This window comes from Mucilaginibacter sp. PAMB04168, from assembly GCF_039634365.2.
Classification (GTDB): domain Bacteria; phylum Bacteroidota; class Bacteroidia; order Sphingobacteriales; family Sphingobacteriaceae; genus Mucilaginibacter.
In genome coordinates this window covers 2,512,480-2,538,675 of the sequence record NZ_CP155079.2, presented here as the reverse complement: position 1 = coordinate 2,538,675, position 26,196 = coordinate 2,512,480, and the positions used below count along the sequence as shown (strand labels likewise).

The following is a 26,196-nucleotide window of genomic DNA, read 5'->3' as shown; positions in this document are numbered from 1 at the left end:
ACAGCATTTTACGCAGATCGTTCATATTTTTTAAATAATCACAATTTTCGATACATATAGGCAAACAATTAAGTAAGATTATTTTTGTTTCTTTGCATCGGTTAATATGAAAGATATAGCAATGGCTTGGTTTAAAAGAGAATCAAAAGGTATTACTACCTCCACTGAAGATAAAAAAGAAGCCCCGGATGGTGTTTGGAATAAGTGCCCTAATTGCAAAAGGCCCCTGCATTATACCGAGCAGGTAGAAAACCAATATGTTTGCCATTATTGCGGTTTCCACTTGCGTATTGGATCAAAAGAGTATTTCTCGGTTTTATTCGATAATAATGAGTTCACTGAACTTTTTGCCAACCTGCGCTCGGGCGACCCGCTTGAATTTGTAGACACAAAGAAATATAGTGACCGTTTAAGAGATACAATGTCTAAAACAGGCTTAAACGATGCTATACGTGCGGCCCACGGTTTGGTAGACGGTCAGCCGTTAATGGTAGCTTGTATGGATTTTAACTTTATAGGCGGCTCAATGGGCTCGGTAGTAGGCGAAAAAATTGCCCGGTCTATCGATTATAGTATTGCCAACAAAGTGCCGTTCCTAATGATTTCAAAATCGGGTGGGGCGCGTATGATGGAAGCAGCGTTCTCCCTGATGCAAATGGCTAAAACGTCGGCAAAGCTGGCACTGCTGGCTAAAGCACGTGTACCATATATTTCGCTTTTAACCGACCCCACAACCGGAGGCGTTACCGCATCTTATGCTATGCTAGGTGATATCAATATAGCAGAGCCAGGTGCATTGATCGGGTTTGCTGGTCCGCGTGTAATAAAAGAGACTATTAAAAAAGACCTACCTAAAGGCTTCCAAACCGCAGAATTTTTACAAGAACACGGTTTTCTGGATTTCATAGTAGACAGACGAGAAATGAAAGAAAAATTAGCGTCCTTTTTAAAAATGATGACTAACTAAACAAAAAGGCTTTGCGATTCCGCAAAGCCTTTTTTGTTTGGAACAGCCTCGTAATGTTACGATATCATATCTCATTCACTTGTTGGCTTTTTTAAAACTAATGCGTCGGTTTATAGGCAACGAAATATACAGCCAGTGCCTGCCCAATTCTTTTACACCTCTACCGAAATCAAAATTGTTCCACACAAAATGCTTTCCGGCTGGTTATTGATATTCATTTACCGATAAACATAGTATACATCATGGATAGCATTAATCAACAACAGCCCGAAGATAATTTCAAGAACTTGCAGGGCGAAGAGGCCAAACAAAAAATTAAGGAGTTGGCCGAAAAGACCGAAACTTGTTTCTTTTGCTCTAACATAAAAACAGGTGTTCCCATCTCTACACGCCCTATGGCTGTACAAAAGATTGATGATGAAGGTAATTTTTGGTTCTTAAGTGCTGACGATAGCCACAAGAACGAAGAGATTTCTCATGATCCCTTTGTCCACCTTTTATTTCAGGGGTCAGCGCATTCAGACTTCCTGAACATTTACGGCATAGCTGAGATTAGTAAGGATAAAGAAAAGATTAAAGAATTGTGGAAACCCATACTTAAAGCATGGTTTACTGAAGGTGAAGATGACCCTCGCATAACCGTTGTAAAAGTGGAACCTACTGAGGGTTACTACTGGGACAATAAACACGGCAACGCCATAGCTTTCCTTAAGCAAGCAGCAAGCGCTGTTGTAGGCAAAACGCTGGATGATTCAGTGGAAGGCAAGCTTGAAATGGAAGATTAATAACCTCGAATGCAATAATGAAAGGCCCTGTTGTGCATCGCATAACAGGGCCTTTCTATTTAATTTAACATGTCAGGAATAATTGCAACCTTTACAGCGTATATACAATAGATGAAGTACATCATAAATAAGCATCCATTAGCTATACGCTGGTTCCACTGGCTTAATTTCCCCTTGTTAGCTATTATGATCTGGAGCGGGCTGCTTATTTATTGGGCTTATGACCCCTACGCTATAAAACTGTTTGGCCACACAATTTTTAAATTCTTCCCTGAGTGGTTCTATCAAAAATACCATATCAAACGCCGGCTCGCTGAGGGCATGGCCTTTCATTTTGTTTTTATGTGGCTGTTTGCTATAAACGGCTTTTTATATGTTTTATACACGGCAATATCCGGCCAGTGGAGAAATTTGTTACCTCAAAAAAGCTCGTGGCGTGAGGCATGGCTGGTATTGTTGCACGATTTACATATTCGCAAAACTGCTCCGCTTGTAAACAAATACAATGCTGCACAACGCATAGCTTACACCGCTATACTTGTTATGGGCGTGGGCTCGCTACTTACCGGGTTTGCTATTTACAAACCTGTACAACTTAGTTGGTTAGTGCTCATTTGCGGGGGGTACAAAACTGCCCGGCTTATTCATTTTACGCTTACAATAGGCTATTGCCTGTTCTTTGTAATACACATTGTTCAGGTGGCTTTGGCTGGTTGGCAAAACTTTTTTAGTATGATACGTGGCTTTGAAGTAACCGATAAACCTATTACTCCAATTGTTTCTAAAACTGTAGAAGATGTCAAAGCACCAAAAGAATAAAGCAAAGCAACTACCGCTCACAGAACCCTACGACAAGAAAAAGGTTACCCGACGTACGTTCATATCTACATTGACCTTTGGCGCCGGAGGGGTATTAGCTTACCTGGGCTGGAACAAGATTTACCTCGCAACAAAAGAGACAACGGCCGACGCAACCGCAGGTGCACGTGCTCCTTTAAGAAAAGGCTTGGATGCCAACGGCGAACTTTTTGAAAGTACCATAGGTCCGAATGATCTCTCGCGTACTTATCCCAAGTCAGCAGCAGTTAAAAAACCTCGTATAAACGGCGACGTGGGAATAACAGATAAAGGTGTAGACGACTGGCAATTACATATCATTAAAAGCCCATCTGAGTCATTAAGAATATCTATAGACGATTTAAAGAAACTCCCTAAAACAGAATTTGCTTTCGAGTTTAAATGCGTTGAAGGCTGGAGCCAGATAAGCCATTGGGGCGGTGTGAAATTTAGTGATTTTATGAAGCACTATAGGTTAGCTGAACAAGCCAAACTCGCTTACGTTGGTATGCATACGCCCGATAAGAAGTATTATGTGGGTATTGATATGCCAAGTGCATTACATCCCCAAACCCTTTTATGTTACGAAGTAAGCGGTCAACCGTTGTCCGCAGAACATGGCGCACCGCTACGGCTCATCATACCCACTAAGTATGGCATTAAAAACCTAAAACGGATAGGTACGTTATTTTTTAGTAATGAACGACCGCCAGACTATTGGGCTGAACGCGGATATGATTACTTTTCGGGGTTATAGCAGCGTATACTCACGAACCAGTATTTACTTCTTCTTTCTGTAAAAGCGGTTTATTACGGCCTCCGTCTGTGCCAGTAATTCTTACGGCTGCTTTCTCAGTAGCAAAGGATGCTACCAAGCACGTCATTAAAATAAGTATGATGGTACCGTTCAAGATATTATCATCTATAATTCTGGCTTTAAAACCTACTAGTATGATGGCCATAGTGGCTGCGGCGTGCGAACTACTGAGGCCAAATATTAAGCCTCGCTGTGCGTTAGAATATCTAAAAACGAGCTGTGTGATCAATGCACTTATCCACTTACCTGCCAACGCCACTACAGTAAGTACACCGGCAACCATCAATGCGTGGTAGCCATTAAACAACACATGTAAATCAACCAGCATACCCACACTAATCAAAAAGAAGGGAATGAAAATAGCGTTACCCACAAATTGCACTTGATTCATTAGCTTAGAACCAGGTGGCACAAGCCGGTTAAGTGCCAAACCAGCAGCAAACGCACCTACAATTGGCTCTATACCGGCCAGCTGAGCCAAAAAAGCCGAAAGAAATACCATAAATAGTATAAAAATGAAGTGCGTGGTTCTTTCGTTAGCAACCTTTATAAAGAACCAGTTTGCCAGGCGAGGAATAGCGATGAATTCAATTAATGAAAATACCATTAAAGACGCCGTTAAACGCAACCAAAACACGGCTGTTAATCCGCCAGCAACTGATCCCATTACAACTGCCAGAATGATAAGGACAGCAGTGTCTGTTAATATAGTGCCACCAACTGTTACCGCCACGGCTTCATTTTTAGAGATACCGTACCTGCTGATGATCGGGTACGCCACCAGCGTATGGGTGGCAAACATACTGGATGTTAATATGGAAGTAAGTAAAGGATAACCCAGCACATAGTAACAAACCGGGAATCCTATTAGTGTAGGAACAGAAAAGGTAAGAAAACCAAAAAGCAAGCTCTTATGCTTTTTCTGTTTAAAATCATTCAAATCAAGCTCAAGACCGGCAATAAACATGATGTAAAGCAATCCGATAGTCGAAAACAAATCAGTCGCAGCATTCTTTTGCAAAACGTTAAGCCCGTGCGGACTTACAGCTATACCAGCCATTATAAAACCTACAACAGCTGGTACCCGTATTTTTTTGAGCAGCAGCGGCGAAAGTAAAATAATGAGCAATACCAACATAAACATCAGCACGGGGTTGGTTACCGGCAACTGAAACTTAGACAGTATTTCATCAAACATATGGTTATTCATAACGGCAATAACTTATAGCATAAAAGTACATGATGTTGATAATACGGTTTGCACGCCAACCGTCAAAACTTTGCTATAATTTGCTTCGCTTCATTGTTAAACCTCTGCCAGATATTTGTGTACGAAACTGATTGCCATTGATCCCTCTCCTACAGCAGAAGCTACCCTGTTCATGGCACCGGCACGTACATCACCGGCGGCAAAAATGCCGGGGCAGCTGGTTTCCAAAAGGAACGGATCGCGTGGCAGTTTCCATGATTTGCCAAAATTATCGTAGCTGGCTAAATCGCGCCCGGTTTCTATAAAGTTGCCTTTACTTTTTATAATTCCCATCTGTATCCAATCGGTGTAAGGCTTGGCTCCTATAAAGATATAAAGGGCTGTTGCTTGCTTTTTAACCGTTGCCTGCGTGTTTAAATTGATCAATGTAAGTGCCTCAAGGCAATTTTCACCGTGGGCTTCAATTACTTCTGTACATGGCAGTACGGTTATATTGGGCGTGTTGTCAATTTGTTCAATCAAATAGGCAGACATAGTTGCCGCAAGGCTTTCGCGGCGGATGACGACGAAAACGTTTTTAGCAAACTTTGACAGGTACATAGCTGCCTGGCCTGCCGAATTGCCTCCCCCAATAATGTAGACTTCCTTATCCTTGCAAGCAGCAGCCTCTGTTATTGCGGCGCCATAGTATATTCCCGCACCGGTAAACTTATCCACACCATTCACTTCCAACTTACGGTAATCAACGCCCGTAGTTATCACAATAGAACGGCTGATTACCTCAGAACCATCATCCAAAATAACATATTTATAACCATCACGTTCCTGTATGTCGGCTACGGTATGCGGTGATAAAAATTCAGCGCCTAAACGCCGCGCTTGACTGATAGCCCTATGGGTGAGATCGGCTCCACTTAAACCTGCCGGAAAGCCGAGGTAGTTCTCAATCCGCGAACTAGAACCGGCCTGACCACCAGGTGCTTTACGCTCAATAAGCAGGGTCTTCAACCCTTCAGACGCGCCATAAACAGAGGCAGCCAATCCGGCCGGACCAGCGCCTATGATCACCACATCGTAAATCTGGTTGGTTAGTTGTGGGCTAATACCTATTTTGACAGCTATATCAGCAATGGAAGGTTTTGATTGGTAAGATCCGTCCTCAAAAAAAACAACCGGCAGTTGTTCATTGGTCAGCTTATTAACCGTAAACAAATTCTTGGCCTCTTCATTACGTTCAATATCCAGCCATTGATACGGAATTAAGTTACTCCCAAGGTAATCTTTTATGGTGTGCGATTGCGGCGAAAACTGGTAGCCAATAAGCTTTATACCTTTAAAAACCGGAATGTAGTGCGTATGCCAGTCATCTAGCAAATCGCTCACCACCGGGTATAATTTCTCTTCGGGCGGATCCCACGGTTTCATCAAGTAGTAATCCAGCTGCACATCGTTTATGGCCTTAATAGCTGCATCCGTGTCCGAATATGCGGTAAGCAACACACGCTTTGCATCAGGATAAATTTTGGCCGCCTTTTGTAAAAAGTCAACACCTGGCATTTCGGGCATGCGCTGGTCGCTTATAAATAGGGCTACAACGTCGCCGGCATTTTTCAGTTCAAGCAAGGTATCAAGCGCTTCTAACGCAGATTCTGTGCTCATAATTTTGTACTCTTTGCTGTACTGAGCTCTTAAATCACGACTGACAGCACGCAGAACCTGCACATCGTCATCAATAATTAGTATAATGGGGCGGGTCATAAAACAATATTCAATATTTGGTAGATAAAATTATTAGCAACTCTCAATAGGTATACAGACAATAAACTCGGTTTTACCCGGCTCGCTGTTTACTTTAACTGATCCCTGATGCTGCTGTTTGATAATCCGTTGCACCACTTCCAAACCCATACCTGTGCCTTTACCCATCTCTTTAGTAGTAAAGAACGGGTCAAAAATGCGACTTCTTATATCCCCTGCTATACCAGGGCCGTCATCGGCAATTATGATTTCAGCAAATTCGCGGTCTTTCCTTGTATGGATACTTAATGTTCCTTTGCTATTGGCACTCATGGCGTCGATGGCATTATCAATTAAATTTGTCCAAACCTGGTTCAACTCTCCTACCAGCATCTTTACGAGTGGCAATTCAGGGTCGTACTCTTGTACAACCGTAATGTTATTTGCTCTTATTTTATGCCCCAACATGTTAAGGGTATTGCGTATACCGGTATCAACCGTTGCGTACTGTCTATCTTGCCCCCTATCCATATGCGTAAAGGTCTTAATAGAAGTAATTAAATCTGCAATGCGCTCAGAAGCGTGGTGTATATCAGCTACCATTTTCTCAGACAGCAAATTGTCGTTTATCCAGCGGAAAACCGGAGCAGCAGCCTCGGGGGTTACGTGCCTATAAATTGCGTCTAAATCTGCGGAATTAAAACCTTGTTCAACAAAGTTTTCGGCCATTTCGTCGCTGTCATCAATTTCGTGCTCTTCAAACCAATCCAGCAGCTCACCTTCCAGCCTGCTACGCTCACGTAATGTAAGGCGGTCGTCTTTTTTGCTGTCCAAAATACGGGTCATCTCTGCTTTAACGGCTGCAACTTTATCTGCATCTAAATTGACGGCTAAAAGTTTGGCAAAGAGCTGTGGCTGTGCTTTTAAATGCTGCTTTAATAAGGCTGCATTACGAACGATTGATGAGGCAGGGTTGTTAAGCTCGTGAGCCAGACCTGCCGATAATTTCCCCAAGGCCATCATCTTCTCATTTTGCTGAATAATGGCTGTAGAATCGCGCACGCGGTCGCTCATCAAACTCACAAGTGCCTGGGTCAACTCATAAAAGTCCCTGATCAGTTCGGGGCATTTTTCCCTCGGCAGCATCATGATTTGTGTAGTCTCTACTGCAATACCATCACCTATAGCCACCTTGGCTCTGGAGTAAGGTAAAAAGCCGGTAACTTGTCGTTCGTGCATGGAAACCAATTCTGAACGGACACCGTTGCGCATTAGGTAAATACGAATGCGTCCTGCAACAATAAAGATGGTGCCGTCGAGCGGCATATCACGCTTAAAGATATAATCACCTTCGTTAAGTTCCTGGTGGTCACTATTGTCTATCAGCCATTGCAACTGTTCATCAGGCACTGGGTTAAGCGCTTCAATACTTTTTAGCCATGGAATGGTAACCTGTTGCATATTGTTGGCAATTTAAACATACAATTTGAATTATCTACACATGAAAAGCACGACCATTAAACACAAAAAAGCATGGCGAATGCCATGCTTTTTTGTGTTTAATCAAAGGTTACGAACAGCGAGCTCCGCTCCAGCGGCAAAACATTCTTGCTTCGGTGCCCTTTCCCTTCGGTATCTTCCATTAGCAATATTTGTCCCTCATTAAATATGCGCTTCTCGGCCAGCGAAGTCTCTATCTCTACAGCGCCATCCAGCAGAATGACATACTGTTTTTGGGGCGCCGTGTGCAGGTCATTGTACCCAGGCGGAACTTTGCGGAACAGCAGATTACTTACTTTAACCTTTTCAGATAAATAACCAATAGGACCTTTATCAGTTAACGGATATTCAATGTCCTCAAAACAGCTATCGCCTTTGGCATTGTTATAAACACGTGTTACTTTGAATGATTGCATAAATCTGTGTGTTAACTAGCCAAAAGCCGATTCCATTGGGGATGACGTTTTAAATATACCTGCACGTAAGTACACATAGGTACTAGCTTTAAATGATGCTGCTCAATATAACTGAATGTTTTTTCAACAATAGCTTCAGCAACACCTTTTCCTTTTAATTCGGCCGGCACTTCGGTATGTATGAGATATATTTTCTCATCCTTAATTTTGTAATCGATAAATGACCGGTGACCGTCAACAACCAATTCAAAATTGTGAATGGCTTCATTATTAACCAGTTCAATATCTGGATATTTCATTGCTCTATTTCTACTTATTTTTACCGGGTGGTACTTGGTTAACTTTACACAAAAACATACTGGTTGGCTAAATCTATCTCCTCCATTGTTATGGTATGTGGCCGGCCCGGATATACCTTTAAGGTTACTTGTGCATGGTGCTGCTTCAAAATCTCGACACTCTCCTCCACACGAGTTAGCGGCACATGCTGATCGGGGTCACCAGTTGTTATCAGCACCGGGGTTCCGCCAAAATCACCCGTATAGTTCTCGGGCTGTAACTGCTCACCTATCAGGCCGCCGGTAAATGCAACGGCACCGCCGTATTGTTTAGCATTACGGCTTATATACTCCAAAGTTAAACACGCCCCCTGAGAAAAACCTATAAAGAATATTTTTTCAGCCGGAATACCCTCGGCTATTATCAGTTGGACCAAATCATCAATAACTCCAATTGCTGAATCGAGCGCCGGCTGGTTCTGCTTATCGGGCGCCATAAAGCTGTACGGGTACCAGCTATTGTTACTGGCTTGTGGTGCATAAAGCGCAAAGTCTTCCACATTTAGCTCGGCAGCTAAACTCAAAATATTGGCTGCATTGCCACCACGGCCATGCAACATAACCAGGGCCCCCTTCGCATTAGCTGCAGGGGCTCCGGCTTTTTTATATTGATTGTTATGTGTGTACATGATTAGATCAATTTTGGTAAAGTAGTTTCCAAACTGGCGCGGTACTCTTCGTACTGTGCAGGCAGCTTTAAATGTGTGCCTAATTCGGCTACAGGTTCGTCAACGCTAAAGCCCGGGTTATCGGTAGCTAGCTCAAACAGTACGCCTCCTGGTTCGCGAAAGTATAGTGAATAGAAATAATTACGGTCAATTTTTTCGGTAATGTGCAAACCCAGTGCGGCAATTTTATCCCGGTACTGCATCAGCACTTCCTCATTTTTAACCCTGAAGGCTACGTGGTGAACAGAACCACCAGCTACATGACCAGCCGCTTCACCAGGTACCTCAACCAAATCTACAATGTTTGCATTATCAACCGCATCAGTTACAAAACGGTAGCGATTCACGTGTTGCTCCAGTAAACGGTAACCAAACACGCCGGTCAAAATATCGGCAGTTGGCTGCATTTTGTTAGTAGTGATGGTTATATTGTGAAACCCTTTGGTAGCGTTTTCGGCATTCACTTCTGCAGTTTCCCAGGGCAAACGGTAATCTGCTGTTTTAGATGCTATCAATTCCAGTTTAAGACCGTCAGGATCCAGGAAGGTTAAATAAGGTTCGCCAAATTTTTCGGCTACTTTGTTGTAAGTTACATTGTGTTGTTCAAAGCGTTTCACCCAAAAGTCGAAACTGTTTTCGGGCACTGAATAACCTATTTCGGTAGCCTGCCGGGTGCCGCGGCGACCAGCCATGATGTTTTCCCAAGGGAAAAAGGTTAAGATAGAACCGGGAGTGCCTTGTTCATCTCCATAGTACAGGTGATAAGTTTGAGGGTCATCAAAATTAACCGTCTTTTTCACCAGGCGCAGGCCTAATACTTTGCTGTAAAAATTAAAATTGCGTTGGGCGTTGCCAGCAATAGCTGTGATGTGATGTATGCCGTTTATTGAATTTTCCATGGTTGTATTTTTTAAATTTGTTATGATGGTTTTGTTGATTACTGATTGATGATATGACCGTTATTTGAACTTGCTCCAATTGATTTTGAGGTAACTTGCACTCATACATAATGCTGCTGATATTTGTGCTGGGTTTGATTCCGGAAAACCTAATGCGATCAGTTGTGCTATAACTTTCATCTTTGTTTGTTTTGATAGTTCAAATGTCGGCACTCTGCAGCCGTTCACTCTTAACGTACATTAAGAAATGATTGAAGATCACATTTTACAGCCATTTGCTTTGAGCGTTCACAAACCTTAAGAAAAGGCATTAAACAAAAAAAGTCATGCCTTCAAGCAATGAAGGCATGACTTTGTCAAAAAGGGTGTACGATGCTGGTAACTCTAAAAAAGCTTAGTTAAGCTTAATTTCGACCCGGCGGTTAAGCGCACGGGCTTCCTCATTTGTGTTCGTTGTTATAGGCTTGCTTTCTCCCCAGCCCTTAACAGTCAAATTAGCACCATTTATACCGCCATTTATAAGATATGATTTCACCGAGTTGGCTCGATCTACCGACAATGACTGGTTATGCTCAGCCGTTCCTTCTGCAGACGAATGACCATTGAGGGTAAATTTCGCTGACGGGTCCTTCTTCATTTCTCCTACTACTTTATCAAGCGTTTCATACGAGCCTGTTTTTAGCACGGCTGAATTAAATTCGAACTGAATATTACTGAAATTGAAATTTGGTTTAGCTGGCGGCGGTGCAGGTTCCTCTTTAGGCTGCTGTGCTGGCGCCGGCGCCTGTGCTTGTGGCGGCGGTGCGGGTTGTGCGGCAGCTGGTGGCTGGGCTGGTTTGGCTGGCAATTTTTTAGTTTTGCAAGCTCCAAAAGAGAGGCCCAATAAAACAGTAACAGATAAAAAATAGATTTTTGGCGCTTTCATAGCAATGTTATTTGCGTAAACATATAAAACATCTACAACCTGTCCAATATTGCGCTGAACATTAACAACTATTTAACTTAATGCCGACTATTGACAACATGCAGATTTAATATCATTATTTAAACCATTCTCCATTCAACTATTGGAATAACAGGAATCAAGTCACCGTTTTCAGGCAGTGTTTTAAGAAAGACATATAACATATTAGCTTCTGCTTCAAATGTCTCTTCGTAAGCAAATATAAAATTGATTCAATAACGCTTACTATTGTAACACCTAAAACAAGTTTGAAAGGAAGCTAGAAAAGATCTCGTGTTTTACTGCTAAGCTCGTTCGTACAAGTTGCCTTACAATAAATATGTAAAACAATGGGCAAACTATACTCCCAAGAAAAAAGACGCCTAGGTATGGGTAACTATGCCTAACAAATCTTGCCTTGTAAGCGACTTAAAGCCAGAGGCATCAGTAATGATGCTGCCAGCAAGTTCACGCTTGGTCTCTTGTAATTGCATCATCTTCTCTTCAACAGTGTTCGGACAAATCAACCTTACAGCAACCACGTTCTTTTTCTGGCCAATACGATAAGCTCTGTCTATTGCCTGATTTTCTATCGCCGGGTTCCACCAGGGGTCAACAACGTATATATAATCGGCTGCTGTTAAATTTAATCCTGTTCCGCCTGCTTTTAAGCTCACCAGAAACACACGCGTCTCTGCGTTTTCCTGAAAATCATTTACTACACCTTCCCGGTTCCGGGTGTTGCCTGATAAAAATGCATGACCAATATGATGGCGTTGCAGCTCCACGCGTATCAGGTTAAGCATGGTAACAAACTGCGAAAAGATCAAAATTTTGTGATGCGGTGCTTTGCTTTGTATCTGTTCCATCAGTACATCGATCTTTGCCGAAGCATTACCGGGCAGCTTCTCTCCTTTCAACAACAAAGGCGAATCGCAAACCTGACGCAACTTAGTGAGGCCTTTCAAAACGTACATTGATTTTTTAGGAAGACTTTCCTGCGTAGTGGCCGAAATAAATTCACGGAACTCTTTTTCGTAAGCGTCATAAATTTTACGCTGCTCGGTTTGCATCTCACAGTGTAACACTATCTCGGTTTTTTCGGGTAACTCATTGGCTACTTGCTCCTTTGTTCTACGTAACACAAACGGCCTAATTTTCTCTTGGAGCTCCTTTGTACGCTTACTTTGCTGAAACTGGTCAATGGGTGTAAGATAGATTTCTTTAAAATACTGCTTGCTCCCTAATAAACCCGGGCTTGCAAAAGAAAGCTGGCTGTACAAATCGAAAGTGTTGTTTTCGATAGGTGTGCCGGTAATGGCTATTTTGTTACGTGATTTGAGCAAGCGCACAGCCTTGTACCGCTGTGAATCGGGGTTTTTAACATTTTGTGATTCATCCAGAAAAATATAGTTAAAGTAATATTCTTTCAAAAAGTTCACATCGCTCAACAAGGTGCCATAGGAGGTTAAGATTAGCTCGGACCCATCAAAGTCCTCAACGCTTTTTACCCTACCTGCGCCGTAAACTGTGTTAATTCTGATTGAAGGCGCAAACTTTTGCACTTCGGCCTGCCAGTTAAAGATAAGCGAGGTGGGTACTACGAGCAAATTGGTGTTGTGTTTAGTTTTCTGCCGCTGCAACAGTATAAAAGCAATAATCTGTATGGTTTTACCTAAACCCATATCATCGGCCAAACAGCCTCCAAAATTGAAGTCGTCTAAAAAGTTTAACCAGTTAAGCCCTTGGTGCTGATAATGCCGTAGTGTGGTTTGCAGCTCGGGCGAAACTTGTACTGATTGTATCTCATTAAAGTCATTAAGCTTTTGTTGGTAATTATATATTTCTGCTTTTACTTCTTCATCCAGCATAGCATCGTCGTATAATTGTGCAATGGATGTAAAGTTTGCCTTGGGTGTATAAAGCAGTTCATCATTACCTATTTCGGCGGTATTGAAATACTGCGTAAAGCGTTCTACCCATTTGGCCGGTAAAACGCCCATAGTGCCGTCGTCTAACTGTACAAATTTGGTTTTGTTCCGAATAGCTTTATGCAGGTGCTTCAAGGCAGCACGCCGCTTTCCGAAATACACCTTTAATTCTGTGTTAAACCAATTTATACCACTTAATACCCTTACCGATATTTTTGCCTTGTGCGGGTTGAGGTTATTGCCGCTTAACTCATTAAAGCCAAATATGGTGATCCCATCAGCATACCAGTCTTCAAAGGCGTTCAGAAACCAATCCTCATTCAAAAACTTTTTTTTATGCAAGTAAAAGTATTGCAGGTCATCAGTAAGCTGTTCTTCAAAATCGGCGTGTTGTTTGAGCAGTAAAGCGGTAAAATTCCGCTCGGCTTCCTCATTACGTTGCACCGTGAAATATTTACCTTTATGATCTATTGCATTGATTTGCTTTTGCGAACGTATGGCAATTTCTACCTCGCCATAGCGCATAACAGGCACAATCATTACATGCTGACCAAAATCCGACAGGTATATGATTTTTTCTGCATCTCTGGTAAATCCCTGCTCGGCCAACTGACTTTGATTGGCCGGCTTGATGTAACGATAATTAATCTTGGTGCCGTCCTCCAGCTTATTTAATATCTGTGCCTGAAACAGGCTATACTTAGACTGGTGTATGAGCAAACTTTCGGCACGGCGTTTAAAAAAGTTTATGGTGCCCAGCATTTGCAGGTCCTTAACCAAAAACAACTTATTATTTAATTGTACAAAATAGCCGAATTTGATTTCGAGATCTGTAAGTTTAAGCGTGTTATCACCTATCAAAAGGGTACCCGATATTTCAAAAAAATGGCCTTTTTGTTCAACAGTCAGCTCTATATTGTTAATAATAACGCTTAAGCTTACTTGCTGCAAGGCTGTTGCCGTTACCTTTTCTGATACCGCGCTTTGATGTATGTAAGATGGTAAATTCAGCGGATTACGTATTGCAGCCTTTAAGCTGTTCAGCGCAGAGGCTGTTACTTTACCGTCGACACTATTTTGAAAACGGGATATTGCAGTATAGAATTTTAATTCAAGCGGATCATTCGTATCCCATATCAGCTCTAATGCGTTTACCGGACTAAGCGGGTTTTTGATCTTTCCATCGCGCGTTACCGGCGCATCATACAATTCAAGCATCAAGTGCTTGTAATACTTATGCTGCTTCAAAACCAAAAATCGCGTGGTGCCATCCTGCAGCTCTCCGGTCCGGTAAAAAGCATGTGGTTGCTCCGGTAAAACCAAACCCTTTACTATGTTTAAACTTTCGGGCGTAACAGGGTATAGTGCAGCATTCTTAAGTTCAATTACCGTTTTACTGTCACTATGCCGCAGATCAAAATAACGATCCAAATCCGGCTCGTCCTGTAATCCGTAATCAACTGCCAGCTTAAGCTGCAGATCGTGCCGAAGCCGCTCATCAAAAAAAAGGCGATAATCTTCCTTGTAAATGAGTTGGCGTAAAACCTCTGCCTGATGCTCACACAGTTGGGTTTTGGGTTGCTTACATGGGCAGGTGAGCATTAAATGTTCACCTTGTTGCAACACATCTACCACTGGAAATCCGTCTGAACGCAGTTGAACTTTGAAAATGCCATGATCTATACTTAAGTACTCAGCGGTTATTTCTGTATCCAACGAATCATAACTACCGCCGTGCCGGGCAATAACAACCTCTGTAAGCGAACTAACCGTAACATTAGGTATGGTGTATACTACAGGAAAAGAATGTGGGTGTGGTTGAACCGGCTCCATGACTGATGTTACCTGCAAAAATAAATTTATACCTTGATAAAGCTGTCTTGATTGAACGGATTAATGCCTGATTAATCGTCAATCAATCGCTGTACCTATCATTACGCCAGGGATAAGCGGTATTGGAGTAGCCACGGTCTTCCCAAAAACCAAGCCTGTCCTCAGTCATAAACTCAATGCGCTTAATCCACTTAGAACCTTTCCAGGCGTATAACTGGGGTGTGATCATACGAACCGGGCCGCCGTGTTCTACAGGTAGTGGCTGTCCCTCAAAAGTGTGTACCAAAAGTACATCGGGCTTTAGCGCTTCCTCAAGCGATATATTGGTGGTATAGGTATCGTACCCATAACACATGATGTGGGTTGCCGTTTCATGCGGGTGGACCAAGGCTGCCAGATCAAGCATACTCACCCCTTTCCAGTGCATGTTTAATTTAGACCAGGTAGTAACGCAATGAAAATCGGATGTATCCTTGGTTTGTGGCAATGCCATAAAGTCTTTCCAGGTAAGCCTTACCGGGTTTTCAACAGCGCCATCAATGGTGAGCCGCCAGCGATCGAGTGGAATGTTTGGCTGATAGCCTAAATCCAGAACCGGCCATTTGGTGGTTGTAGTTTGACCAATGGGTACCGCCGGCATACCATGCCGGTTAGGATTGCCAGAGCCGCGGGGAGTATCATCAGCCACAGATGGCGTTTGCGCCATCTTTTCCTCAAACCGGGCCTTTAGCTTCATACGGGCCTCAATAATGCGGTTTAATTTTTCTGACTCCTCCATAAGATAAATGTAAGTATAATAGGCAAAAGCAGCAACCTACAATAAGGCATGATAGTAAAAGCAATCGTCTAAAATATCCCTAAAAACTTCTTCCGCTTCTTTTTTTGCCACTTTTTAGCCTTAACAATTGGCTGCTTATAAACGCCTGGTTCTTTTGGCTTAACAATAGCCGCAGCGCGAGCCCGCGCTACGCTGTCATAATTATACGGCTTTTTAAAATAAATGTATGGCGAGCGATATGGCTTTGTTAGAGCCACATTGGTATCATTACCTTCATTCTTGTTAAAAAAAGAAAAGACAAAAAGTAGCATAAATAATAAGCCGGCTCCTGCTATACCCAAAAAAAGCCGCTTAGGTAAGAATACAATAGCTTTATTACGCTCGTAAACACCCTTATTGGGGTTGTATACACCTCCAGCTTCTAATGCTATTGATTGCAAAGACGACAATTTTTTTTGAACTTCATCTTCTGCCTGTTGGTGTTGAAGCAATTGCGCTTGCAGGCGTTCATTCTCTGTTTGCAGGGCACTCGTGCTTAACACCTCCTGTTGTTTTGTGTACCGGCTTTCAGTTACCTGCAATGTGCCGTTAACCACCGCTTCCTGCAATTCTATACCATTTGCATAACGCTTTTGCGGATCTTTTTCAAGGCACTTGGATATTACCTCTAACAACCATTCTGGTACCTGCATTTCGTGCGCCTTTTTCTCAACCGACCAATCAGCAGGCATATTCAGTCCGCGTTTCATTAACGGATCTGATACAGCCGACTCTAAGTGTGCCAACATTACCGAGTTTCGAGCCGTCTCGCCGTTTCCATTAAGGGGAAACGGTACCTGCCCGGTAAGTAACTCGTATAACACCACACCATAACTGTAAACATCTGTTTGCGGCAGCATGTACCCCTCGTGCTGTTCAGGCGCCATAAACTCTATGGCACCGGCATTGCGCATACTACTCCTGCGCTGTTCATCAGTCAAAACAGCTAAACCAAAGTCCAGCAGTACATAGTTGCCGGTATGCACATTGTATTTAACGTTATTGCTTTTAATATCGCCGTGTTTTACGCCTACCCGGTGGCAGTGCGCTAAGGCGCCGGCCAGTTGGTCGGCCACCTTAATAAGTTCCTTAAGCGTAAAAACAGGTTCATGTGGCTGGTTCAGCAGATCACAAAGGTCGGGGCCTTCAATGTATTCCATTTCTATGAAAGGGAATGAACTGCTATCAGTTAATCCCCAGCTCAGAATTTTAACCACATGCGGATTAGGCTGCTCATTTACCTTTTGCAGCTTGGCAACCTCATTTTGAAAATTGATGTAGTTTTTATTGTTTTCATCCTCAGTAAGGATGGGCGTAGGCAGCAGTTTTATAGCGCTATAGATGGTGCCTGTGCGACGGCCTTTATAAACAGACCCTTGCCCGCCGGTGCGCATGGCGCCCAGGTTCTCCAGTCCTTCGGATATGGTAAAGACCTTACCCATTGTTAGATGGTTTGTAACTGAACTGCAATACTGCTGATTCGCCAATAATGATCTGATCTCCCTCATTAAGCGGGTGTCCTATTTCGGTAGAATGCAGTTTCACTAATTCTTCGGTACTTTCTATACGAATTTTCACTTTGTTACGCGGAGGCACGCCGCCTTCATCTGCATAAATAATGAAGTGTGCTCTGTCATTGTCCCATTCGATATGGGCATGCTGCCTGCTTACGTATTTATTGCTCTGGTTACTGCTATCGGATGGGAACGCGATATGATTAGTGCGAAAAAAACCATCATCGGCCTGCGCTTTTTTATCACGGCCAATATTAATTTTTCCGGCTGTAGAGCTGATCTCATAAGTCTGCTGGCCAGTGTCGCCGCTTAACACCACTAAATAAGCGGTAGCTGTTTGTTTGATGAAATGCTTATTGGTTTTGATAAAGAAAGCAGCATCTACATTTTGCGCTTTTATAGCTTCGGCAGGTATTTCTTCATCAAAATATACATCCAATGTCCAGTTTGCCGGTAAAGAAAGGTCATAATCGTCTGCAATTTTCTGAATCTCTGCTCTGAACTGCTCCTTGTCTTCGGCGTATACTGCTGTCTCGTACATATGCTGGTCGTTAGCGTTACCATTGATGTACAGGCATAAGCCCTTTATGTTGCTGCCCTCACCTCCTTCAGCCTTTTGGAGTTCCTGTTTTACAAACTGCAGTAATGCATGACGTACACCCTTTACATCGGTAGGGCGCTCGTCAGAATTACCTTTGAAAAAATTAAACATACTTTATGTCCTTAAATTTATACTGGCTCGTTTGCTACTCTTCAATAAGCTCCGGCTCTTGTTTGGTTGTTTGTTCAACAATACTTTTAATGTAACCCTTTTTAACCAGAAAAGGCACAACATGTTTTCCGGCTAATTTAACCGCATCAGAAGATCCCTTGGTAGCCTCCACACGTACACAAACCACCATATTGCCGGTTCCGTTAGCCTTGGGCGCAAAAAAAGTATACCAACCGTCGTTTATTTGTTGTCCTTTCCATATCCTTTCGGGCGTACCGGTTTTACCAGCCACAGATATCCCCAATGTATAAGCTTTAGGAGCACTTTGCTCAATCATATAACTACGCATTAGTTGTGCATATTGCGGATTGCTTACCAGTTGTGTACCTGCTTTAACTAGCTGCTCGGCGTCGCTTACTTTTAACACAAACCGGTTTTGCAGCAAAGTACCGTTATTAGCAACGCTAGATACCAGCCTGGCAACGGCTGCTGGCGTAGCAATAAGTTCGCCTTGCCCCCAAGCCATGCCAGATATGCCCTTAGCCCGGGTACGGCGAATGTTATTTGGATTATACCGGGGCTTAGTGTTAAATTCTGTTTTACGCCAAAGCTCACGCCATTTCTCTTCCTGCGCGGTATTTACAGTTTCGCGGTTGTAATAATAACCGCCTACGCCATGTAAAAACATACCGGTTTTGAGGTACAGATCTGCCATCTGTTCCTGCAAATGCTCTTCGTTAGCCAGCTTAATGAAGTAAACGTTGTTTGATTTTACAATGGCCCGCTGCAGGTTGATAACGCCGGTTTCATCGGGTTCTATGCCTTTGGTACGAATACGTTCAGCAGCGCTTACGGTGAACGTTTTGCTGGCTGCAACGTGCCCTAATTTGTTAAACGCCGCCAACCCTGTTAATACTTTAGCTGTTGAACCTGGCTGTGTTGCCGTGGTAAAACCTAAGTCGGATGTCGTCATCCATTGTGCCAACTGGTTTTGCTCCGCATAAGTCATGGTCAGTTTTTCCCAGTTACGTACGGGCGGCAATGGGTAAACAGCCGAAGTAAGCACATCGCCGGTGCCAGCCTCCATTATTACAACCGACACACGATTATCGGCCAGTGAAGTATCAGTGGCCAGCGAACGTTGTATACTGGTTTGCAAACCGGCATCAATAGAAAGCTGTACATCGCGGTTACGATTTTTGAATGCTTCAACTTCTTTACTGTTAATGCCGGCGAGCAGTAGCGGCGCTAACGCGCTGTAGTCTTTTTTCACTACCGTCATTTCCTTTACGCCACGCGCCAGGAAACGGTCCTCGCGATAGCGGCTGGCTATGGTGTTGTAACTGGTGGTGGGTAGTTTAAAGCCACGCAGCTCGGCCGCATGTTCATATTCGGCAAAGTAGCCGTTCGCACTACCGTTAAACACACCCGTATTAGCATCGCCTGTCCAAAAAAACGCCTGCTCTTCGAAAGGATAATAACGATCGAGCCGTTTATGCATGGCCGAATCAAGATTGTATCCAGCTACACCGGCCCCGGCCAATTTACCGCGTTGTTTGCGAATAAGCTGGGGCTTGCTGGTAGCCAGTATAGCGCCAGTACGGTCGTACAAATTACCGGCTTGCAAACGGTTCATCAATATAGCAATGCGTGGGTTATAGCTAAACATACGTGCACCACTTTTATCGGCCACTAACGCAGGCTGTACTACCCACTTACTGTTGTTAAAAAGATAGCGCGACACATTGACCGTTAGCAATAAAACACCTACACAAGCAGCTATAAGAGCCGGCACCAGGTTTCTGTCTTGTTGTTTCGAAATGTAAGTCATCTGCACTGGCGTACCTCTTACCAATGAGGCCGACAACAGGAAGCCTGAAGCCAGCATGTTAGCCACTAATGATGAACCGCCATAACTTTGAAAAGGTAAAGAGACACCAGAAAGCGGCAGTGCACCGGTTGAACCGCCTGCAATAAGCAGGAATTGTACAAAAGTTGATATACCTATCCCTGCACATAGGTAAAATAGAAACGGCGTGCCCGTACGCCGGCCAATTAATATGGCCCGGTGAAGATATAAGAGAAAAAGCAGGAAAATACATACAATACCTGTCCAGCCGAATTCTTCGCCCATAGAAGGCAAAATCATATCGGTATGTGCCTCGGGGATGGTTTTAGCAAAGCCCTCACCTACGCCTTGCCCCGAGGTACCGCCGCTGGCCATGGCCCAAAGGCCGTTGGCTACCTGGTCGCCGCCGTACACTTCGTTGTTCCAGGCGTCCTGCCAAATAGCTTTGCGGTCAACCAAGCGCTGCACAGGTCCGGGAAAAGCCTTATCCAGGTAAGGTATCTGATCGATGGTTAAAAACGCTGCCATGATCACTAATACCATTACGGCCGACTCGCTAAGTTGCCGCCGCTGAAACAGCATGAGCAAGGCTACTATGGCGGCCGTTATAAGTGCCGACAGCCATACGTTTTTAACCACCCAGGAGGTGAGCACGTAAATAATTACCGCGCCTGCCATAAATGCAAAATCGCCCCGAGAAAAAGAGAATAGCGTGATGAAGGTAAAACATACCACCATTGCCGGTCCTAAATCACCCAGCAGCAAGAAAAGCGTCAGGGTTACTAATATAGCTACTAATGCAAATGAAAAAAACGACCAGCGCTTTGTCCAACTGGTGTATTCGCTTATCAGCTTTTCATTAGCGGCAAAGAAGCCGGCCAGGAAAAAGATGATCAGATATTTAACAATCTCGCTGGGCTGAAAGCCAAACAGGTTTACTTTTACCCCACTCCCTTCAGGCCCGGTGCCAAAAACAATAGTAAGGGCCAACAGGCCCACCGCTAAAACAACCCACGGCCAGCCGTTAGCTGCACTGGGCACATTTTTAAAAATACCCATACGGTAAACCCAGGTATCAACCGTAAATCGGCGCAGGTTAAACAGCAACATCACTGTGATAGCCGCTACACCCATTCCCAAGTAAGTAAGCATATCCTTAGCCAAAAAGCGGTCGCGAAGCGGATCTTGCAAGCTTAGCAACGTAAGGAATGACATACCGGTAAGAATCATAATGATAGGTAGTATCAATTGATCGGCCCCGTTAAAGCGGATAGAAAGAATAAGATGTATGATGAAGAACCCTGCCACAAAGCAACCCGCAATTATCCAAAACCATTTATTAAACTCTTGCGGTGCACGGATAATGAGCGATTTCTCTTTCTTTAGAATATTAAAATCCCGAGTGGATAACAGTTTAAACGTATGGGGCGACTGTCGAAAATTGAACGTTACGTCCTCATCAAGGTTTTGTACGCCCTGCGATGTACCAAACTGGTAGCCAGGCTGTAATGGTAATACTTTAAATGCTTTTCCATCAGGGAGGTTCCTGAACTGGAATTTCCCTCCGCCATCGGTACGGGCATATGCTGTAAAAGACTGGAGATGCTTTTTGCCGGCGCTATCTGGCAGATAAATTTTGGTATAGGTGCTGCTTTTTTCAGTCATGGGCCTAACCTCTTCACCGGTTTCATCGTTGTAAATGCTATCCTGCGGTAAGATCATCTGTAAACGCAACAATACGCCGCCAACCGGTTGCTCTTTGTTAATTATCTTTCCACCTATGCTGTGCGTACCCATATTCAGGTCAACGACGGCTGGCAGCTCAGGTGCGCTCCTTCTCTCTTGAATAAATCTTAACGAGTCATCGCCAGTATATCCAAGTAACGAGCGCGAAGCGCTTACCCTCTGTTTAAATGACTCGCCACCCTTTTCATTGGCATCGTCAGCATTAATGTAATACTTGCGCTTGTTGAGCTCACCAATGTTGTCAATTTTTTCGCCTGTACTAATGCCATTTGCAACAATAGCCTCTATTAGGTCTATGTCGCGTTTATCCTCAAAGTAGTAACCTTTTTGCAGCAACGTTCGGAACCGTGCCGCCGGATTTTTATCATTAAGGTTCACCATGGTACCCTCTTTCAATCGCTTATCTACATCAGCAAAGCGCAACTGCACTACGGTGTACAAACGGTAAAATAAAAATGCAAATAGTATGGTGATTAGCAATAAAAACACCCGTTCCTTACCACGGCCGCCGGTCTCAATTTTATTTGTTTCCATTAGGTTTTGTAGAAGTATTTTTCAAAGTATCAGTAGTATAGGTTACTGCAGGTAAAGAACTGGTAACGCGATTTTTAAGATCAAAACTATAAAGCTTTAGTAAAGGTTGAAGGCAGTTTAAAAATTGTACTTTCTTCAACTCAAGTGCGGTGTTATGAGATTGAATACCAATGGCAAAGCCATCAAATTTAACACCGTCTAACACGATGTGTTTACAGTTAACAGACAAGGCCAAGGCCGGACCGTTATAGCTCGAATCGCGCTTAAACAATACGTTGCCTTTTGCCCGTATATAAAGTGTGTCTTTTTGTATGTGTATACTATCGCTAATGATTATTGGCTGCTTAAATACCGTATCAGACAATACCACTGTATCACCGGTTACTTTATCAATAGCTTGCTGAAGCTTTACTTCATCGGGATTGTGTGCGTTTTTTACACTAGACGTATCTGCAACAGGCCGGCTTACCAAAGCTTCGCTAGATTTCCACTGCCTGTAAAACCACACCGTAGAACCCAAGAACGCCACGCACAGCACAGCCAATATAACGGATAACCCCTTGTTATTTTTTACTATAACTTTAGCAGGCTCTTGTTTTGTACTAGCACTTTCTACTACGCTATCTACCTTGGGCTTATCCTCCCTAACTGAAAAGTCCTTTTTTTTTAAAGCCGTTGGTGGTACCGTAGCTGCCGGCTGTTGGGAAGCTTTGGGATGCTGCACCAGTACCACAGTTATGTTGTCTTTACCTCCCTTGTTGTTGGCAGACTCAATAAGCTGAGATGCTTTTTGTTGTAACGACGTACCCTGTGTGATAATGCCTGTGATCTCGTTTCTGTCCACCAGGTCAGACAACCCATCACTGCAAAGCAACAGCATATCGCCTGGTAAGAAAGGCGACTGACCAGTTTCGATATAAGCATCGTCAGTATCAATAGCACCATCAAAGCCTAAGGCCTTGTTAATTTCGTTGCGTTTAGGATGACTCATAGCTGCAGCTTCGCTTAATCTGCCCGAATCTTCCAAGAAACCTACAAAAGACTGATCCTTTGATATTTTAACTAAAGAGCCATCACGTAAAAGGTATAAGCGCGTATCGCCAACATGCGCATAGTAGAACTGGTTTTTCTCCACGTCAACCATTGCAAGCGTTGTTACGCAAGCCATACTCTCTAATTCCTTCTCTTGTTGTTTACGGGCGTATATACTTTTATTAGCTAATCTGAAAGCCTGCACCATGGCCGGTACAAAGTCGGTGTTTACTTTGTCCATTTGTGCAATAATTTCATCGCGGGCAATTGCCGCAGCAACTTCGCCGCCACTATACCCGCCTACGCCATCAATCACACAGGCTAAAACCAGGTTACTCGTTGTTTTTTGTGCAATGAAAGTATCTTCATTATTGCCCCGGACTTTGCCGGTATCGGTTAATCCAAAATAGTTCTCAGCCATTACGTTTTCCCGAATTTTTGATGTCATAAAAATGAGTGGCCAGCAGGCCTACAACCAGTACTAATAGCCCTATAGATAAAATTTGTGACATACAGCTATGATTTAAAAAGATTTAGGCCAATGATACCATTAAGCAACATACGCGAGTTAACAGGCAACTCGACCCAGGCGGGTGCGTTCACATCGCTACGGGAAATAAGTACTTCATTAAGCGTTGTCATCTCGCCAAAAGAGGCCAGGTAAAACTTGCCATCGGCTTTGTTAAACCTTATAGCAAGATGTGGCACGTTTACCCAGTCTGACGGTATTTTGAAAACATCTGCCTCATCGCGGGTATCTTCACTGCCCGTTACAATGATCTCTTCATCTTTCATCAGAAACTCTACCTTTTTACCAGCAAACTGTTGATCTGGAATAATAGTCTCTAAGCGGGCAATAAGCGCCTGACCTGGTTTGGTGTTATCTTTCGCATCATACTCCAACTCCTCTTCGTAAGGTATTTCGAAATAGCCATCACTATAGTAAGTAAAGCCTTTTAAAACATCCTGGTTTACATCAAAGGTTTGTGCTATACCGGTTTGCCGGGGAATAAATGTTACCCTAAGATTTTCCTCTTTTGGTACTACTGTATTATTATTATCAGGAAGTAGTTTGCCTATAAAGCCTTTATCTCCGCGTGCATAGTCGGGGTGAGATACTACCCTGAAAACCCACTTCGATCCGGATGGCTCTACAGTTTTGCCGGCATCACGGTATTCTTTTAATATCTCATAGAAGCGCTTTACGGTTTCCTTAACAATAAGCCCTATAATCCCCTGCTTATTTTCATTAAATTCTTTGTAATCATCGGCATTAAAGCTGATGATAAACTCGTGATAAAACACAACCCTATCAGCAAAAGATAACTCACCGATAGACTCACGAAACTTTTCAACGATATATTTATAGATAGTATCAGGTGTAAGGGCTGGTGTTAGGTTAAGCGCTTCGGTTCCTTCTTTGGTCAGAAACCAGTCCTGAATGCCTATTCGTTGCCAAAAATTAGGTTTAGAATCCATTAGAGTAGATTTGGTAGTATGCAATTATAATGTGTACGCAACATCTAAACAACCGCAGATGTTTGAATGCCATTAAACAGATCTTAGAGCAATACCTTTAAAACGGCTCCTCCTCAGTTGTTTCGGTGGTATCTGCTTCGGCTTTCTTTACACTGTCTTTCTGCGCTTTTAGTTTTTCTTGTGCTTTGCGCTCCACTCTGATCACGCTATCAACAACCCGTTGCATAGAATCCTTTGCACGTTGCTTGATGATTTCAACATCTGTAGAATTAACCTTGAAATCTTGTTGAGGGGTCGTACTCGTATCTGTTTGTGTAGTGTCGGCCCCACCAGATAGCATTGCAGTTGCCTCACGCTTAAAGAAAGCAGAATACACAGAAAAGCCCATGAAAAGAACCAATAAGGTAATGAACAAGATAAACATTGGCTTAGACAGCACTACGTTTGAGCCTTCCTCTTCATCATCATTAGCTTCCACATTGTCGTTTTGGCCTTGCTGATATTGCAGCAGTTGAGCTTGCAGACGCTCGTTCTCCGCTTGCAATGCACTTGTGCTTAACACTTCTTGCTGCTGAGCATAATTTTCAGTGGCTTGCAAGCTGCTGTTTACGATAGCTTCCTGCAACTCGACGCCGCTTGCGTAGCGGTTTTGCGGGTCTTTTTCCAAACACCTTACAATAATGCGCAGCAGCCAATACGGCACTTGCATTTCCTGTGCCCGCTTCTCGGCCGACCACGCCGCAGGTAAATTTTCCTGCCTTTTGCTTAAAGGATCGGGAATAGGCGTTTCCATATGAGCCACCATTACCGTGTTACGTGCCGTCTCGCCATTGCCATTCAATGGAAACGGCACCTCGCCACATAGTAGCTCATATAATATAACCCCGTAGCTGTATACATCAGTTTGAGGCAGCATATGTCCTTCATGCTGCTCAGGTGCCATAAACTCTATAGCACCAGCATGACGCATACTACTGCGGCGTTGATCTTCGGTCATGATAGCCAAACCAAAATCGAGCAGTACATAGTTGCCGGTGTGTACGTTATATTTTACGTTATTGCTTTTAATATCTCCGTGCTTTACGCCAACCTTATGGCAATGAGCCAGTGCGCCAGCCAATTGGTCGGCTACTTTTATGAGCTCTTTCAGCGCAAATATCTTTTCGTGCGGTGGCTGGAGCAGTTCGCAAAGATCAGGACCATCTATATACTCCATTTCAATAAATGGAAAAGAGCCGCTATCTGACAAACCCCAGCTCATTATTTTTACAACGTTGGGGTTGGGCTGCTCATTCACTTTTTGCAGCTTGGCTACTTCGTTCTGAAAATTTCTGTAGTTTTTATCGTCTTCGCTTTCGGTAAGAATGGGGGTTGGCAATAGTTTGATAGCGGTATACAACGTACCTGTACGACGACCCTTATATACAGAACCTTGTCCGCCGGTGCGCATAGCGCCGAGGTTTTCCAACCCTTCTGTTATGGTAAATACTTTACTCATTTAGTTAATCAAGATAAATTATATGCGCAATAATATTGCCGCAGTTGTAACAGCACGCGGTGTAAACTACATTTTAATTGCGGCTTTGTTGTGTTTTACATTAATTTTTTAGACAACTATCTCTAAGAATGTTT

The 26,196-nt window shown here is 43.4% G+C and carries 20 protein-coding genes; 4 read left to right on the top strand and 16 right to left on the bottom strand.

Features of this window, described 5'->3' with window-relative positions; translation table 11 throughout:
• Positions 1-121: 121 nt before the first annotated feature.
• The 4 genes from accD (at position 122) to ABDD94_RS10720 (ending at position 3,346) form a co-directional block, all read left to right on the top strand.
• Positions 122-967 carry an acetyl-CoA carboxylase, carboxyltransferase subunit beta gene (gene accD, locus ABDD94_RS10735; RefSeq protein WP_345952104.1) on the top strand — a complete coding sequence of 282 codons (846 nt, stop codon included), beginning with the start codon at positions 122-124 and terminating at the stop codon, positions 965-967.
• A gap of 242 nt (positions 968-1,209) precedes the next feature.
• Positions 1,210-1,752 carry a pyridoxamine 5'-phosphate oxidase family protein gene (locus ABDD94_RS10730; protein WP_345947527.1) on the top strand — a complete coding sequence of 181 codons (543 nt, stop codon included), beginning with the start codon at positions 1,210-1,212 and terminating at the stop codon, positions 1,750-1,752.
• 111 nt (positions 1,753-1,863) lie between these two features.
• The gene (locus ABDD94_RS10725; protein ID WP_345955873.1) at positions 1,864-2,571 is read left to right on the top strand and encodes a cytochrome b/b6 domain-containing protein; all 708 of its coding nucleotides are present in this window, start codon (positions 1,864-1,866) and stop codon (positions 2,569-2,571) included.
• Positions 2,549-3,346, top strand: coding sequence for a molybdopterin-dependent oxidoreductase (locus ABDD94_RS10720; protein WP_345955872.1), 798 nt, complete (start codon positions 2,549-2,551; stop codon positions 3,344-3,346). The genes ABDD94_RS10725 and ABDD94_RS10720 overlap by 23 nt, the downstream gene beginning before the upstream one ends.
• A gap of 10 nt (positions 3,347-3,356) precedes the next feature.
• Here ABDD94_RS10720 and ABDD94_RS10715 read toward each other — a convergent pair whose 3' ends face one another.
• The 16 genes from ABDD94_RS10715 to ABDD94_RS10640 form a co-directional block, all read right to left on the bottom strand.
• Positions 3,357-4,616 (bottom strand): cation:proton antiporter, encoded by a 1,260-nt coding sequence (locus tag ABDD94_RS10715; RefSeq protein ID WP_345955871.1) that lies wholly within the window; start codon positions 4,614-4,616, stop codon positions 3,357-3,359.
• A gap of 96 nt (positions 4,617-4,712) precedes the next feature.
• Entirely contained in the window at positions 4,713-6,374 is a 1,662-nt protein-coding gene (locus ABDD94_RS10710) for an FAD-dependent oxidoreductase (RefSeq protein ID WP_345955870.1), read from the bottom strand.
• A gap of 33 nt (positions 6,375-6,407) precedes the next feature.
• The gene (locus tag ABDD94_RS10705; protein WP_345955869.1) at positions 6,408-7,814 is read right to left on the bottom strand and encodes an ATP-binding protein; all 1,407 of its coding nucleotides are present in this window, start codon (positions 7,812-7,814) and stop codon (positions 6,408-6,410) included.
• A gap of 98 nt (positions 7,815-7,912) precedes the next feature.
• Complete coding sequence (locus ABDD94_RS10700) at positions 7,913-8,269, bottom strand: hypothetical protein (RefSeq protein ID WP_345955868.1); 357 nt, start codon at positions 8,267-8,269, stop codon at positions 7,913-7,915.
• An 11-nt stretch (positions 8,270-8,280) separates the two neighbouring features.
• Positions 8,281-8,568, bottom strand: coding sequence for a GNAT family N-acetyltransferase (locus tag ABDD94_RS10695; protein WP_345955867.1), 288 nt, complete (start codon positions 8,566-8,568; stop codon positions 8,281-8,283).
• Between the two features lie 44 nt (positions 8,569-8,612).
• Positions 8,613-9,236: a dienelactone hydrolase family protein gene (locus ABDD94_RS10690; protein ID WP_345955866.1), complete on the bottom strand. Its 624-nt coding sequence runs from the start codon at positions 9,234-9,236 to the stop codon at positions 8,613-8,615.
• Positions 9,237-9,238: 2 nt separating this feature from the next.
• Positions 9,239-10,174 (bottom strand): ring-cleaving dioxygenase, encoded by a 936-nt coding sequence (locus ABDD94_RS10685; RefSeq protein WP_345955865.1) that lies wholly within the window; start codon positions 10,172-10,174, stop codon positions 9,239-9,241.
• A gap of 394 nt (positions 10,175-10,568) precedes the next feature.
• Positions 10,569-11,099 (bottom strand): OmpA family protein, encoded by a 531-nt coding sequence (locus tag ABDD94_RS10680; RefSeq protein WP_345955864.1) that lies wholly within the window; start codon positions 11,097-11,099, stop codon positions 10,569-10,571.
• A 401-nt stretch (positions 11,100-11,500) separates the two neighbouring features.
• Entirely contained in the window at positions 11,501-14,881 is a 3,381-nt protein-coding gene (locus tag ABDD94_RS10675) for a DEAD/DEAH box helicase (RefSeq protein WP_345955863.1), read from the bottom strand.
• 82 nt (positions 14,882-14,963) lie between these two features.
• Positions 14,964-15,659, bottom strand: a complete 696-nt coding sequence (locus ABDD94_RS10670; protein ID WP_345955862.1) for a sulfite oxidase-like oxidoreductase — start codon at positions 15,657-15,659, stop codon at positions 14,964-14,966.
• Between the two features lie 68 nt (positions 15,660-15,727).
• A complete protein-coding gene (locus ABDD94_RS10665) occupies positions 15,728-17,140 on the bottom strand; it encodes a serine/threonine-protein kinase (protein ID WP_345955861.1) in 1,413 nt (470 codons plus the stop codon).
• Entirely contained in the window at positions 17,133-17,924 is a 792-nt protein-coding gene (locus tag ABDD94_RS10660) for an FHA domain-containing protein (RefSeq protein ID WP_345955860.1), read from the bottom strand. The genes ABDD94_RS10665 and ABDD94_RS10660 overlap by 8 nt, the downstream gene beginning before the upstream one ends.
• Positions 17,925-17,958: 34 nt before the next feature.
• Entirely contained in the window at positions 17,959-22,053 is a 4,095-nt protein-coding gene (locus ABDD94_RS10655) for an FtsW/RodA/SpoVE family cell cycle protein (RefSeq protein WP_345955859.1), read from the bottom strand.
• On the bottom strand, positions 22,040-23,506 hold the full coding sequence (locus ABDD94_RS10650; protein WP_345955858.1) for a protein phosphatase 2C domain-containing protein: 1,467 nt from the start codon (positions 23,504-23,506) through the stop codon (positions 22,040-22,042). The genes ABDD94_RS10655 and ABDD94_RS10650 overlap by 14 nt, the downstream gene beginning before the upstream one ends.
• A 95-nt stretch (positions 23,507-23,601) precedes the next feature.
• Positions 23,602-24,564 (bottom strand): hypothetical protein, encoded by a 963-nt coding sequence (locus ABDD94_RS10645; RefSeq protein ID WP_345955857.1) that lies wholly within the window; start codon positions 24,562-24,564, stop codon positions 23,602-23,604.
• A 97-nt stretch (positions 24,565-24,661) separates the two neighbouring features.
• Positions 24,662-26,062 carry a serine/threonine-protein kinase gene (locus ABDD94_RS10640; protein WP_345955856.1) on the bottom strand — a complete coding sequence of 467 codons (1,401 nt, stop codon included), beginning with the start codon at positions 26,060-26,062 and terminating at the stop codon, positions 24,662-24,664.
• Positions 26,063-26,196 lie beyond the last annotated feature (134 nt).